The sequence below is a fragment of the Pseudoalteromonas shioyasakiensis genome (assembly GCF_001550135.1).
Classification (GTDB): Bacteria; Pseudomonadota; Gammaproteobacteria; order Enterobacterales; family Alteromonadaceae; genus Pseudoalteromonas; species Pseudoalteromonas shioyasakiensis.
Genome location: NZ_LRUE01000013.1, coordinates 159,010 through 172,367 on the forward strand (window position 1 = coordinate 159,010; position 13,358 = coordinate 172,367).

Annotated in this window: 12 protein-coding genes; 4 read left to right on the forward strand and 8 right to left on the reverse strand. The window is 41.4% G+C overall.

Features of this window, described 5'->3' with window-relative positions:
• Positions 1-315: 315 nt before the first annotated feature.
• The gene (locus PASHI_RS06020; protein ID WP_054560797.1) at positions 316-1,161 is read right to left on the reverse strand and encodes a MurR/RpiR family transcriptional regulator; all 846 of its coding nucleotides are present in this window, start codon (positions 1,159-1,161) and stop codon (positions 316-318) included.
• Positions 1,162-1,498: 337 nt separating this feature from the next.
• On the opposite strand from PASHI_RS06020, the gene pbp4b reads away from it, so the two are divergent.
• Positions 1,499-3,946, forward strand: a complete 2,448-nt coding sequence (gene pbp4b / locus PASHI_RS06025) for a penicillin binding protein PBP4B (protein ID WP_082710873.1) — start codon at positions 1,499-1,501, stop codon at positions 3,944-3,946.
• Positions 3,947-4,040: 94 nt separating this feature from the next.
• Positions 4,041-5,417, forward strand: coding sequence for a Na+/H+ antiporter NhaC family protein (locus PASHI_RS06030; RefSeq protein ID WP_054560796.1), 1,377 nt, complete (start codon positions 4,041-4,043; stop codon positions 5,415-5,417).
• Between the two features lie 315 nt (positions 5,418-5,732).
• Here PASHI_RS06030 and PASHI_RS06035 read toward each other — a convergent pair whose 3' ends face one another.
• The 4 genes from PASHI_RS06035 to PASHI_RS06055 form a co-directional block, all read right to left on the reverse strand.
• Positions 5,733-6,869, reverse strand: a complete 1,137-nt coding sequence (locus PASHI_RS06035) for a PQQ-dependent sugar dehydrogenase (protein ID WP_062564912.1) — start codon at positions 6,867-6,869, stop codon at positions 5,733-5,735.
• A 429-nt stretch (positions 6,870-7,298) separates the two neighbouring features.
• Complete coding sequence (locus tag PASHI_RS06045) at positions 7,299-7,898, reverse strand: hypothetical protein (protein ID WP_062564914.1); 600 nt, start codon at positions 7,896-7,898, stop codon at positions 7,299-7,301.
• The gene (locus PASHI_RS06050) at positions 7,888-8,439 is read right to left on the reverse strand and encodes an RNA polymerase sigma factor (RefSeq protein WP_062564915.1); all 552 of its coding nucleotides are present in this window, start codon (positions 8,437-8,439) and stop codon (positions 7,888-7,890) included. Before PASHI_RS06050 ends, PASHI_RS06045 begins: the two co-directional genes overlap by 11 nt.
• Before the next feature lie 6 nt (positions 8,440-8,445).
• Positions 8,446-9,093, reverse strand: a complete 648-nt coding sequence (locus tag PASHI_RS06055) for an energy transducer TonB (protein WP_062564916.1) — start codon at positions 9,091-9,093, stop codon at positions 8,446-8,448.
• A gap of 107 nt (positions 9,094-9,200) precedes the next feature.
• On the opposite strand from PASHI_RS06055, the gene PASHI_RS06060 reads away from it, so the two are divergent.
• On the forward strand, positions 9,201-9,707 hold the full coding sequence (locus tag PASHI_RS06060) for a DUF3087 domain-containing protein (protein WP_058585678.1): 507 nt from the start codon (positions 9,201-9,203) through the stop codon (positions 9,705-9,707).
• 9 nt (positions 9,708-9,716) lie between these two features.
• The gene (locus PASHI_RS06065) at positions 9,717-10,166 is read left to right on the forward strand and encodes a low molecular weight protein-tyrosine-phosphatase (RefSeq protein ID WP_062564917.1); all 450 of its coding nucleotides are present in this window, start codon (positions 9,717-9,719) and stop codon (positions 10,164-10,166) included.
• Between the two features lie 36 nt (positions 10,167-10,202).
• Here the strand turns inward: PASHI_RS06065 and PASHI_RS06070 are convergent, their stop codons facing one another.
• The 3 genes from PASHI_RS06070 to PASHI_RS06080 all read right to left on the reverse strand — a co-directional run bounded on the left by PASHI_RS06070 (position 10,203) and on the right by PASHI_RS06080 (position 13,357).
• Complete coding sequence (locus PASHI_RS06070; RefSeq protein WP_062564918.1) at positions 10,203-11,276, reverse strand: energy transducer TonB; 1,074 nt, start codon at positions 11,274-11,276, stop codon at positions 10,203-10,205.
• Positions 11,277-11,465: 189 nt separating this feature from the next.
• The gene (locus tag PASHI_RS06075) at positions 11,466-12,398 is read right to left on the reverse strand and encodes a nuclear transport factor 2 family protein (protein ID WP_062564919.1); all 933 of its coding nucleotides are present in this window, start codon (positions 12,396-12,398) and stop codon (positions 11,466-11,468) included.
• Positions 12,395-13,357, reverse strand: coding sequence for a TIGR03571 family LLM class oxidoreductase (locus PASHI_RS06080; protein ID WP_062564920.1), 963 nt, complete (start codon positions 13,355-13,357; stop codon positions 12,395-12,397). Before PASHI_RS06080 ends, PASHI_RS06075 begins: the two co-directional genes overlap by 4 nt.
• Between the last annotated feature and the right edge of the window lies 1 nt (position 13,358).

A 13,358-nucleotide genomic window follows, 5' to 3' on the forward strand; every position in this document is an offset into this window, starting at 1 on the left:
TTTAAAATTATGTTGCCCACATATTAAACAGGTGTTATTTAAGTTGGTCAAGAATATTTTTTCATTTAAAGGTTGGTTTTTAGGAATAAAATATATAACCGATTTTAGGTAAAGATCAGTAATGACTTGCTTTAACGGGGTGCTAATTTATTCTTAGTACAATTTTGTAAGAAATTATGATTTTAAAGTCAGTCGCTTATCGCAATTGTTTGGTAGTTTAGAGGAGAAAGAGGATTGGTAAACTGCACCCTAAATTAGGCATAAAAAAAGCAGCCTGAGCTGCTTTAAAGTGTTTATATAACCTTATTGAAGAAATTAGTTATTCTTAAATTCGCCAACAACTTCATTAGAATGTTCTAGTAACTTACGACCTTGGCGGCTTGACTGTGTTAGAGCAATAAACAAAATATCAATGACAAAATCTTGTGCCGTACGCGCTAAAATTGACGATAAACGTACAGACTCGCCTTCAGCAACCGAATAAAGTTTTACATCAGCTGAGTCAGCAACAAGGCTACTACCAAATTTAGTCACTGAGATCACCGAGCTTGAGTTTTTCTTAGCTTGTTTAACAACTTCGGCAATTTCGCGAGTCATACCTGACTCACTTATCGCGATAACCAAATCACCTTTTGAAAACGTCGCAACATACGCAAGTTGTGCATGGCCATCTGGCTCTGCAATAGCTGGCATACCGAGTTTTTGTAATTTATAAGAAAAATCTTTTGCGACCAGTGCTGAGCCACCTAAACCACAAATTAAAATGCGCTTTGCAGATTTTAATAGCTCTACCGCCTTTTCGACAGCTGGTGCTTCGTTGAGGTTTTTGGTTTCGGTTAACACCGCCAATTTACTGCTTAATAGTTTTTCGGCGATTTGCTCTAGCGAGTCATTCAGAGTGATCTTGCCATGTAGCTTAGGTTCGCTGCTTTCATCGTTAAGTGCATCAATTACCGCAAGTTTAAAAGCAGGGAAGCCTTTATAACCTAACTTTTGCGAAAACTTCACCACACTTGATTGGCTTACACCAACCACTTTTGCTAGTTCAACCGATGATAAATTACGAATGGCATTCGCTGAATTTAACGTAAAGTCAGCAAGCTTAGCTTCGCTGCTCGATAGAGATTGGCGTAAGGCTTTAATTTTTACAAAAGTAGACATAGGGCTCACTTTGTTTGCTTAACTTAGTCAAAGCGCAAAGCGATGGTTCTATTATAAACACAGGGCTTGGGCGCATTGTTTGCTTAACACGACGACTTATTTTTGTTTTAGCAGACCTAAGTTTGGAATATTTTTCTTAATTTAGATGGAATAATATAGTTTTATTCCATAATAGATACAACTCTAATTATTGAGATAGCTCTATTTTTAGTAACTTAGCGATAATGTATGCTTTTTATTCTTTAATTGTGAAATAAAATATTTTACATGTTAAGTGGGTGTTGCTACTGTATTGCTGAGAATCGTCAACGCTTAAATCATCAGGTATGAATCTGTTATGAGTTTTACCCCTTTGAAAACATTACTTAAACAGCTGTGTTATCTAAGTAGTGCGGCATTATTAGTAAGCTGTGCCAGTAATCCATATACCTATACACAATCAGCTAACTACAGCCATCGTGTTAAATTCTTAGTGATGCATTACACCGCCATTGATTACGAAAAATCATTGCGTGCGCTCGTGGATGAAGGGGGCTTAAGTTCACATTATTTATTACCTGAATCAGGCGACCCGAGTTACCCAAAAGATGAATTAGAAATTATTCAGCTGGTTGATGAAAGAGATAGGGCATGGCACGCCGGACGCAGTTTTTGGCAAGGCCGCGAAGATTTAAATGATCATTCTATTGGTATTGAAATTGTTAATGTACCAACCTGTCATATTCCTGAGCAAACTAAGCTTGCGATGGAAAATGACGCCAGTAAGTTATGTATTTTTCCAGACTATGATGCCAAGCAAATAGAGCTACTAATAAAGTTAAGCAAAGATATTCTTGCTCGTAACCCTGATATTGGCCCAACTCAAGTGATTGGCCATTCTGATATTGCCCCAAGCCGTAAGAACGACCCAGGCCCGCGTTTTCCTTGGTATCAACTGTATAAAGCGGGTATCGGTGCATGGTACGACAGCGACACCGTTGATAAATATTGGCAGTTATTTAGCGCATCAAAACCTTCAGTTGAATTAATGCAAAAAGCACTACGCAGTTACGGCTATGAGGTGATTGCAACGGGTCAGCTTGATTCGCAAACGCTAGATGCCCTAAGTGCTTTTCAAATGCACTTTTTACCTTGGCATGTAAGCGGTAATAGTGATGCCAGAAGTGCCGCTGTGCTATTTGCATTATTAGATAAATACTTTCCTAAAAAGTTAGAGCGATTATTTAAAGAGTATCAGCAGCAACAGCAAGCGGTTGAGCCTGCGCCAAAAACACTGGCCAATGCACAAGTTATAGCGCGTATACCAGCGCTTGATCCAAGCAGTCGCGCGCTTGTTAACGACCGAGGCACATTTACAGCCTATAAAGGTCGCGGTGAAATTATCATTGAAAACCAAGATGCAACCAGTGCTGATATTTTCGTAAATGGTGAAAAAATTAATATTGCTTCGCCATTAACAGCCGAAAAAATATATCAATACAGTTTGGCTAAACGCACCCGCGATGGCATAAACACGTATAAAGTAGAAAATGTATTGCCTGAAGGGGCAAGTTTAACCTTACGTTTCCCTTATCCAACGCTTGATAAAAACAGCGCTCAAAAGCGTTTTAGTGCCGTTGATGAATTAATTAATCAAGAGATTAAAGAGGGCTTTCCGGGTGCGGTACTCGCCGTTGTTAAAGATGGCAAGTTGATTAAACTAAGCCATTATGGGGCAGCTAAAAAGTACCATGCTGATGGCAGTGAGCTTACAAGCCCACAAGCTATGCAAAACGATACCTTGTTTGATATAGCTTCAAACTCAAAAATGTTTGCCACTAATTTTGCGCTGATGAAGCTTGCCAGCGAAGGGAAACTCGACGTAGAAAAGCCACTGTTTTATTACCTACCAGAATTTAGGGGCAGCGGCCGTGAACAGCGTTTAGTAAAAGATTTACTCACCCACAGTGCGGGTTATCCTGCGGTGGTTGATTTTCATCGTAAAGACAATAAATTTGGTGAGCGCTTTTTTTCTCAAAACAGCCTGCGTACTAAAAACCTACTGTTAACAGGTGTCCCTTTCGTGGCTGGTCGTAACGTAAAACACCTATACTCTGATATCGATTATATGTTGCTTGGTGTACTGGTTGAACGCATCAGTGGTATGGCGCTCGATACCTATGTAGAAAGCCAAATTTATCAGCCACTTGGTTTAACACATACGGTTTATAATCCATTGCAGAAAGGTTTTTTAGCATCGCAAATTGCTGCCACTGAGATTAACGGCAACACCCGAGGTGGTCGCATCGAGTTTGAAAATATTCGAACTGATGTACTGCAAGGTGAAGTACATGATGAAAAAGCATTTTATGCTTTAGGTGGTGTAGCGGGGCATGCAGGACTTTTTAGTACTGCCGGTGATTTGTCTGTGCTTATGCAAGTACTACTCAATGGTGGCGGCTACAATAATAAGCAAATTTTTACGCCACAAGTACTTGAGCAATTCACAAACTCCCAAGCAAGTGATGAGACTTATGGTTTAGGATGGCGTAGAGCGGGGCATCAAGCGCGTAAATGGCATTTTGGCCCTTATGCTAGCCCGCGGGCTTTTGGCCATACCGGCTGGACAGGCACCGTGACAGTTATTGATCCTGAGTATGACCTTGCTATTGTGCTATTAACCAATGCCCGTCATTCACCGATTGAAGGTTCGCAAGAAAATTACCAGTTTGTCGGCAAGCGTTTCGAAACAGGTAAGTATGGCTCTATTATCTCACTGATTTATGAGAGTATATTAAATCACTAGTCGAATTAAGTTGAGTTTGGTGGCAAAGCCATTAAGCTTAGCGAGTTTTCGCATAATAAAAATAAAATGTTGTTCTTAATTTAAAAGGGTTTTTATGTCTTGGTATTCAATTTTACCACCCTTGATTGCTATCTTAATTGTGTTTTGGCGCAAAGAAGTGATCATGGCGTTATTGGTCGCGGTTGCGTCGTCTGAGTTTTTGCTTGCTCTGAATGGTGAAGGTAATACCTTGTTTTTCACCTTTATCAACACTATTGAGCGAGTCATTGAGGTTGCCAGCTCCCCTGGTAATAGCCGCATACTTATTTTTAGTATCTTAATCGGTGCTTTACTTGCCTATATTCGTGAATCTGGCGGTGTAGCCGCCACGGTTAATTTGCTGATGAACAAAGGGGTGGCTAAAAGTAAGCGCCAAGTGGGCTACTTAACCATGTTCTCAGGTATTGCGGTATTCATTGAATCGAACTTAAGCGTATTAACCTCGGGAATTTTATCGCGTGGTTTATTCGATAAATTTAAAATGAGCCGAGCACGCCTTGCTTACATTATCGATAGTACCAGCGCACCTGTGTGTATTTTAATCTTGCTAAATGGATGGGGCGCATACGTACTGGGCCTTCTTGGCAACTACGAAATGGAAGAGTCTGCGGTTTCGGTATTGTGGGGCAGTATTGGCTATAACTTTTACGCCATTATCACTTTACTTATCGTGTTCTACACCATTACCTTTGACAAGGTACATGGCCCACTAAAGCAAGCAGAAGAAAACCTAGAGCAACAAGAAACCGAACTAACAGAAGAAGTGAAAGGTTCAAAAGCACGTTACATGCTTGTGCCTCTAATTACCTTAATTGGTAGTATGGTTGGTTTTATGTTCTGGACTGGCGATGGCGATATTGCCAGCGGTAGTGGTTCTAAATCAGTGCTGTATGCAACTATTTTAGCCTGTGTTGTGGCTTACTTCTTAATGATTAGCTCGCGTGAATTTACACACCATAAGCTGGTTGATATTGGCTTTAAAGGTATGGGTGAGTTACTGCCATTAGTGTCTATTGTATTGCTATCACTCACGTTAGGCGCGAGCTTGAAAGACCTAGGTACCGGTGTGTTTGTAGCAGGCCTAGTAGGTGATTTCTTACCAATTTATTTAGTTGTGCCAGTGCTATTTATTACAGGTGCGGTTATTTCATTTACTACAGGTACTTCATGGGGCACTTTCGCAATACTTATTCCAATTGGTGTACCGCTCATTCAAGCTTTAGGTTTACCACCTTCATTGGTTATTGCTGCTATTTTAGGTGGTGGCGTGTTTGGCGATCACTGCTCGCCAATCTCAGATACCAGCGCGGTATCGGCTATTGCATCAGGGTGTGATCTATTAACTCACGTAAAAACCCAAATGCCATACGCTTTATTCGGCGGCGCATTAACCTTCATTGCTTACCTAGTGACGAGTATTATTGTTTTATAAGTAATAGCTTTAAGCCTTAAGTTATAAGTAAAAAAACCACAGAGAAGTCTGTGGTTTTTTATTGCTTGTAACGTAAGTCGTCATTTATGGCGACACATGTCGAATCACTTATAAAGTGACGGGCTAAAGCCCGACCTACAAGAGTATGGATTGAGGCCATCGCGCGAAATAAATTTCACGCCTACTGTATTCCTTTACTCTTTGCCCTTGTAACTCGCTAACTAGCTAACTCGCTAACTCGCTAACTCGCTAACTAGCTAACTCGCTAACTCGCTAACTCGCTAACTCGTTGGGTTTCGCTCCGCTCTACCCAACCTACGATTTCGGTACAACCTTATAAACACCGACACCATCAACGCCTAGATATAAATCACCATTAGGGTGAGTGGCAAGGCTGCGAACGCGACCTACACCTTCAAATACCTTGCTGTGGCCTGTTACTTTGTCACCATCAAGTTTCACCAAAACAAGGTGGCCAAACTTCATCGAACCTACGGCAATTTGGCCTTGCCACTGTGGGTATTTATCGCTGGTGATAAATTCCATTCCAGAAGGGGCAATTGAAGGCACCCAATACCAATCAGGTTGTTCCATTCCCTCGCGACTAGTTTCGTCGGTAATTTTTGTACCAATGTAGTTGATCCCATAAGTGATCTCAGGCCAACCATAGTTTGCACCTGCTTTAACTATGTTGATTTCATCGCCGCCACGAGGGCCATGTTCATGGCTCCAAATAACCCCCGTTTCAGGGTGCATTGCCATACCTTGCGGGTTACGGTGTCCATACGAATAAATGCTTTTGTGAGTTGTTTTATGGTCATAAAACGGGTTTGATTTAGGGATAGAGCCATCGCTATTGATACGGTGAATTTTGCCAGCATCATAGTCTAAGCTTTGTGGGTGAACGTCTCTTTTGCCACGGTCGCCAATAGAGAAGTACAAGTAACCTTCTTTGTCGAACTCAATACGCGAACCATAGTGTTTTGTTGTTTCAATATTTGGCTCGCCATCAAACAATAATTGCTGATCGACAAGAGCCATATCTTTAAAGCGGGCACGCATAATTGAGGTATTGTAACCCTCACCATCGCCCTCATAGCCCGAGTACGAAAAGTAAATCCAACCATTGTCGGCAAAGTTCGGATCAAGTTCTATATCTAATAAGCCTCCTTGACCTTCATCATGTACTTTAGGTGTGCCTTTAACTGCTTGCTCAACGAGTTTGCCATCACGAATCAATCTAAGCTCGCCACGTCGATCAGTAACGAGTAAGTCACGCTCGTTAAGCCAAGCCATACCCCAAGGAATTTGAATCCCTTCGCTTACTAATTCTAGTTTGTAGTTATTCGCACTGGCATCCAGTGGAATTTTTTGCTCTGGCTGAGCACAAGCTTGCAAGCTCGATAAGCTAATTGAGGCAATGATTAAACTGTTAAACAAAGACCTTTTCATGGTAACTCCATAATATTTAAACACGATGTTACTAGCCTAGCTGGTTCAGCATTAAATTGTTATTAACATTAGAGCAATGTGAGATTATTGGTAGGAAAAGCGAGGTAAAGGGCGGAGTATTAGCCGTCAGCCGTCAGCCGTCAGCCGTCAGCCGTCAGCCGTCAGCCGTCTGATCTGACATCTGATATCTAACTACGCGGGGTAAACCCGCTGCTACTTAAAAGCTTGTAACTTTACTCCTGTAGCCCGCTAACTTGTTTTAAATCTGATAGCTGACGGCTGAAAGCTGATGGCTCGTTGAACCATCGCGCGAAATAAATTTCACGCCTACGCGGGGTAAACCCGCTGCTACCTAAAAACTTGCGACTTTCCCCTTGTAACTCGCTAACTTGTTGGGTTTCGCTACGCTCTACCCAACCTACGAGCTCGCTAACTCGTACACTTTTCCGTTTCATGGGTTAGCTGTTTGAGTGCGATGATTTGCCCTTGTTTGTTTTGGTCTAGGGCGAGTAGGTCTCCTTGGTGAATATGAGTATCTAGGGTGCCGTGTTTTTGTAGTTCTTCAAGGAGTGATTGTTTAATTTGTACTATGACATTTTGCTCGCAGTCAGCGATATACCAGTCGTTATCAACACTGACTAGACGGCCGGTGAAGCTGGTGCGGGCTTGGTGATTGGCTAATGCTTGTTGGTAGTTAGCATCTAGGTTTTGTTTTTGTTGTTTAAGATTACTCACATAGCTGCCTTTGGCGTCGAGTTCGTGTACTTCAAGCCATTGATAGTCCGATAAATCCACGGCATAAACATGGGTTAACTCGCGGTTGTTGTATTGCAGCATGACAAAACCAAGAATCGCTAAAGCAGCAAATACTCCGGTCATTTGCAGGCCTAAAAAGCGCTGTGGTCTTGGCATTGCCGACTGTGGCTTTTGCATGTGTACAAGCTCGTCGCTGCTTAAGCTGTGCTCTGCCTTACGTTTTTGAAAATGTACTTTTAAATCAGCATCGAGTTGCTCGTCGTTACGCTTCATGATGGCCTCCTAGTTGTTGTTTCAGGTTTTGACGGGCATATCGCAGCCGAGTTTTAATGGTCTCTGGGTTACTTTGTGTGATAGCAACAATGTCTTCGAGACTAAAGCCTTCTTGTTGTAAGGTCAGCGCTTCACGTTGTACAAAACTAAGTGCCATAAGTGCTTTATCAAAGGCTTCATAGTCGTAGTGATAACTTGCATCCTGAGGTTCGGTAAATAGTTGGTTGTCTTCTAATTCAACGAACTTTTGCTGCTTACGAAATTCATCAATTAATAAATTACGTGCTAATCGAAAAAGCCACGCTTTAGGGTTGTTCTGATCATTGTAAAAGTCGCGTTTATCAATGACTTTTAACCAGGTTTGCTGGCATATATCAAGGGCAAGATCTTTATCACTTTGTGTAACTAGGTAGTGATAAAGATCGTTCCCGTATTGAGCAACGAGTTGGTTAAGGTAACGGTTGTCGCCCGTTTTGGCATACTGCGCCAAACAATCTGTGCTTGGCTTGTCAAATAACCATGTCTTGATGCTCATTAGCATAGGCAGTTATCCATCTATTTTAAAATCAAGTTGAACGCTTTGGTTTGTTTGTAATTGTGCCACACCTTCAACAACTTTAGGGCGATATTTCCAACGTTTAATGGCGCGAATTGCTTCACGGTCAAATACCCGTTTAGGCTCGGCATCAATAATAACAGGGTCAATCACTTCGCCAGTCGGTGAAATGCTAAAGCTAATTTGTACCCAACCTTCAATGCCATCACGAGCTGCTACCGGAGGGTATTTAGGGTTTATACGCACAATTGGTGTCGCATCTCCTGTTGGTTGGTTAATGCTTTTGCTAAGCGTGTCGCCAATGTTATCGAATGTCATTGTTGGTGTTAAATCAGCTACTACAACGGTATCTGTCGTATCAATCGTTGGGCGTGGCGGTACTTTTGGTGGCATTTTAGCAACTGGCGGTGGCGGCAGTGTTTGCTTTACTTGTACTTTTGAGTCTTCCGGTACTTCATAAATTTCAACTGTGATATCTGGGCCTGTTTTAACATCGGCTCTTTGCTCAGCAGAAATTAAGTACTGCATAAATGCAAATGCTGCAAAGGTCATGACACCGCCACCAATAATTGCTGCGGTTGTCTTTAAAGCAGCATTGCTGTTATTCAAGCTTGCTGAGTTTAGTGGTAAAGTATGCATAGCCGTTCCTCTTTGGATAATTGCTTTCATAGCTAAAACGGCTGGCAAATAAAAAAGGGGTGAAATTTTTTTTCACTTTTTATTTTTCACAAGTTTTTTAGGTTGTTATGAAACTTATTCAAATAGATAAAGCCCGTTACCGTAAACATTTAAACCAAGTAATTATTGCTTGTGTAATTGCTTTAGCCGTTGGCAGTTTAGCCATTTCACAAACGTTAATAGCGTTATTTCCTGACCCCAGCGGTAGCCATTTTCATTGGAACCTATTAGGTGTTGTTGTGTGTAGTTTGCTGGTGGGCTTTGTGCTTAATAAATACCGCAATCATGATTACATGACTGAAATAGTCTATGTGTGGGAGCTTAAAAAAGCGCTGAATAAAATCACCCGTAAAATGCCAAAGTTAAAAGCAGCAGGGCGTGAGGGCAATGCAGATGCTTTATTAGCAATTCATTACAGCTATGCGGGGTCACGTTTGTTATGGCAGCTTGATGACAACACTATTACCATGGATGAGTTGGCAATTAAGCAGGCAGAGCTTGATAGTGTTGCAGATAAATACAACCTCTCGCTTGATGCAGAACGTTATGATGAGTCAATCTTAAAGCAATTTTAAGGACGAATAATGAAAAAGGTTTTGATTGTTTGCTTAGGCAATATTTGTCGTTCACCTACTGCTGAAGCGGTACTTCGTAGTCGTGCAAAGGCGTTGGGTGTCAATGTCAAAGTTGATTCTGCTGGCACCATTGGTTACCACCAAGGTAATCCACCAGATTCACGTTCAAAAGCAGCAGCCGAAAAGCGCGGTTATAGTTTTAAAGGCATCTATTCGCGACCAGTGACTCAAGCTGATTTTCATGAGTTTGACTTAATTCTCGCAGCCGACAAGCAAAATCTTGCTGATTTACAAGCCCAGTGCCCAGAGCGCTTACAATATAAGTTGTCGCTATTTTTAAGCCATGGTGATGCAGGGGAGAGTGAGATCCCAGATCCCTATTATGGTGGCGATCAAGGTTTCGAAAAGGTACTCGATTTAATTGAGGACGCAGCCGATAACTTGCTTAAAAAGTTATAAAAAGCTATGAAAAGGGTCGCATTGCGACCCTGTTATTTATCTTTTTATTTTAAAGTCTAATTGCACCCGAGAAGTTGCAGCAATGGCTTGACCATTTTCAAACTTAGGCGCATAACGCCATTTTTTCATTGCTTTTACTGCTTCTCTTTCAAATGCAGTACCACCTTCAGAGTCAACCACAGTTATGTTGTCTACAAAGCCTGACGGGGTTACTTCAAATTCCATCACGACAATGCCGTCTTCCATACGTTGTGCTTTTGACATTGGATATTTCGGCGGCACACGGTACAACGGCTCTTGTTCTTGGCTTTCTTTCCAAGGCACCATTTTCGCAATCGCTAAGCAATGTTTGGTTGCTTCGTCGCTTTTACCTGTTTTTTCGTATAAGTGAACTAGCTTTGAATGGGCGTTTAATTCGGTTTGATGATCAAAGTCTAGCTCTTGATCAAATACGCTAACTACGTGATTTAATCGCTCAATGGCGGTGCTGTATTTACGTTGGTTTTCTGCAAATGCGGCAACTAAAAAGTCTGCGCTAATACGATCGACAGCGTTATTTGGTAAGTTTTCTTGGTAGTACTTATCAGCTTCTTCAAGATATTCCTTTGCTGTGTAATAGCGCTCGCCACTGCCTTTATAAGCAAGGATACGAGCAGCGGTCATTTTTGCATCAGCAACAAGCTTGTCTGAGTTTTGTTTTTCAGCAATAGCAATGACATCATCAAGATACGTATCGGCGCGCTTAGCTGAGGAAGTTGATTCTGCCATGCCGATTAATGAATCATATACTTGTACACTTAGCTTGCCGTGGTTTTTTTCGAGTATTTCGTAGGCTGTGCGATATAACTCAAAGCGTCGCTCTTGTTCGCTTTTATCTAGGCTGTTTGCATAGTTAATAGCAAGATTGGCGGTGTTGTCGGCGCTTTCACCATAAATTTCTTTGCCAAGCTCAAACGCTTTTTTGGCAAGCTCGCTACTGTCTTGCTTATTTTCTACAGCAGCGACATAAGCGCGGTAGGTGTCGTTAAATTCTTGGGTGGTCGTTTCATTGGCAATGCCTTGCTGACTAAATAGTAATGCAACACATAAGGCAAGTGAGCTCTTTTTCATAATATTCCTTATTATTTTGCCCAGATAAGAGGGGATTAATACTTGTTGATGATAATCATTATCATCATGAGGTACAAGGTATCTAGTAATTTTTAATGTATCATTGTTTTTAATTTAAGCAAAAACAGTGATTAAGCTTAACCGGTCGCAGGTATTTATGAAAAAGCGCTCACATTGAGCGCTTTATTGTTAGATTATAAACTCGGGCAAATTCTGTTCATCAAACCAACCCGATATGTAATGCGACTCGTAAAGTCGCCAACAGTTATCTGACTCTAATCTTGCTGCTAACTGATAGTGAGCTGCATAAATTTTTTGATTGTTATCATTCACGGGTTTTTCGGGAATGATGCGGGCAATGATAAATCGAGCTGCTTTTTTATCTTGGCTAATCTCCATTTTGACCAACTCTGCAAAGTGCTGCCAAAATGGCGCAAGCAGTCTAAAGTTTTTTAAACTCCCTATAACACTTTCTCTACCAGATAAATCACCTAAAGGAGGAAAGCTTCCATGTATATCTTGGCTGTAGCAATCAATAAGTAAATTAATATCACAATTATCAACAGCAAATGCATACTTGTTATAGAGATCAATGAGAGCTTGCTTTGGCTCAGAGGCTTTAAACTTACGAATTAATGCCCATGGAGAGTGTAATTCACTCACAATTGTTGGTTCGCCATCAACTAGCTGCCAGCCCTGAACTCCAGGAAGCATGTTCCAGTTAGGAAGCAAGGATTGTTGTCCTTTATTCCAGTTAACCTGAAATTTAATGTGGTTAATAAGCCATTGCAGGTTTTCATGAACGAAATGAAAAATAAACGTACAACCACATAAAAAGCGTTTTTGCCCATGACTTACATCTACATAAGCGTAGCTGCTTGCTGCGGCAAAATCCTTTTTGTGTGCAGTAAACGTATTTGTAAATTCAGCACTCGTTGCATAGTTTTTGAAATCTTCACTTAAGGTTGTTGATACATGCTTTTGCCTATTTACAGAACCATGATGCTGGCTTTTGAAAATAATATCAGAGCTAAACAGCTTTGCTAACGAGTGCTTATCCGAGCGTAACCAGCTATCTTTAAACTGAGTTATTAAGTTTTCGAGCTGTTCTTGAGTACTCATACAGCAGGCTCTCTTTGCTCTTTTTCAAGAGCAGGAATAACAAAGTTACCCAATTCATCAATTACATCTTGGGCAGCCCTTCGAGAAGGTTTTAAGTTTAGCGCAATGTGTTTTACGCCAAGCTCTCTGTGTTTTAACAGTCGCTCAATAAGGGCATTTCGACCAATTCGTACAACGTTATAAAAACGCTGGTACGGGGCGTCTGGGTTTTTATCTAAATCAAAAAATGTCGCATAGCCGTAATGTGGGCTTGTGTTGCTATTGCTTGCAATTGATAGGTTGTTAATGATTTCACTGATGGCTTGTTCATTATCAACAGCCCAAATCCAAGCATTAACATTATTAGCCAACCACTCAAATGATTGCCTAGAACGACCAACGGCCATAACGGGTATTTGCTGGTTTACTGGTTTTGGATAAAGGTCAAGTGAACCATCAAGCTCGCCGTAATGTTGGCTAAGGTGTTTAGGAAAACTTTGTTGGTGTAATGTTTTGATAATTTCAACTGACTCTCTGTAGCGCTCAGCACGCGCGTTAAAATCGACACCAAAAGCCGGGTATTCAACTGGCCTATCTCCGGTTGAAACTCCTAACACAAAACGACCATTACTTAGATGATCAACTGAGGCTGCTTGTTTGGCAACCATGATAGGATCGCGTAATGGTAAAACTGCCCCTGCGGTGCCTAAAGTAATTGTATTTGTATGTGCAGCAATGAAACCTGCGTAAGTGAATGGATCAAGCATCTGCGCAGCATCACCAAAATTAGGATCATAAAAAGGCACATCCCTAAACCAAATACTGGCAATACCTGCTTGTTCAGCCTGCTTAGCCGTTGCTATATCAGCATTAAGGGTAGGGAAAGGGCTGCTAGGGTAAGCTTCAAGGGGAGTGAGCAACCCCAGCGTTAATTTGTTGTCGGCAAATACATTTGTAAAGCTAGTTGGTAGATTATTCATG

What these genes read in the sequence shown, in the direction of transcription:
- PASHI_RS06020 (WP_054560797.1), bottom strand. Translation starts at nt 1,161, where the DNA reads ATGTCTACTTTTGTAAAAATTAAAGCCTTACGCCAATCTCTATCGAGC.
- pbp4b (WP_082710873.1), top strand. Translation starts at nt 1,499, where the DNA reads ATGAGTTTTACCCCTTTGAAAACATTACTTAAACAGCTGTGTTATCTA.
- PASHI_RS06030 (WP_054560796.1), top strand. Translation starts at nt 4,041, where the DNA reads ATGTCTTGGTATTCAATTTTACCACCCTTGATTGCTATCTTAATTGTG.
- PASHI_RS06035 (WP_062564912.1), bottom strand. Translation starts at nt 6,869, where the DNA reads ATGAAAAGGTCTTTGTTTAACAGTTTAATCATTGCCTCAATTAGCTTA.
- PASHI_RS06045 (WP_062564914.1), bottom strand. Translation starts at nt 7,898, where the DNA reads ATGAAGCGTAACGACGAGCAACTCGATGCTGATTTAAAAGTACATTTT.
- PASHI_RS06050 (WP_062564915.1), bottom strand. Translation starts at nt 8,439, where the DNA reads ATGCTAATGAGCATCAAGACATGGTTATTTGACAAGCCAAGCACAGAT.
- PASHI_RS06055 (WP_062564916.1), bottom strand. Translation starts at nt 9,093, where the DNA reads ATGCATACTTTACCACTAAACTCAGCAAGCTTGAATAACAGCAATGCT.
- PASHI_RS06060 (WP_058585678.1), top strand. Translation starts at nt 9,201, where the DNA reads ATGAAACTTATTCAAATAGATAAAGCCCGTTACCGTAAACATTTAAAC.
- PASHI_RS06065 (WP_062564917.1), top strand. Translation starts at nt 9,717, where the DNA reads ATGAAAAAGGTTTTGATTGTTTGCTTAGGCAATATTTGTCGTTCACCT.
- PASHI_RS06070 (WP_062564918.1), bottom strand. Translation starts at nt 11,276, where the DNA reads ATGAAAAAGAGCTCACTTGCCTTATGTGTTGCATTACTATTTAGTCAG.
- PASHI_RS06075 (WP_062564919.1), bottom strand. Translation starts at nt 12,398, where the DNA reads ATGAGTACTCAAGAACAGCTCGAAAACTTAATAACTCAGTTTAAAGAT.
- PASHI_RS06080 (WP_062564920.1), bottom strand. Translation starts at nt 13,357, where the DNA reads ATGAATAATCTACCAACTAGCTTTACAAATGTATTTGCCGACAACAAA.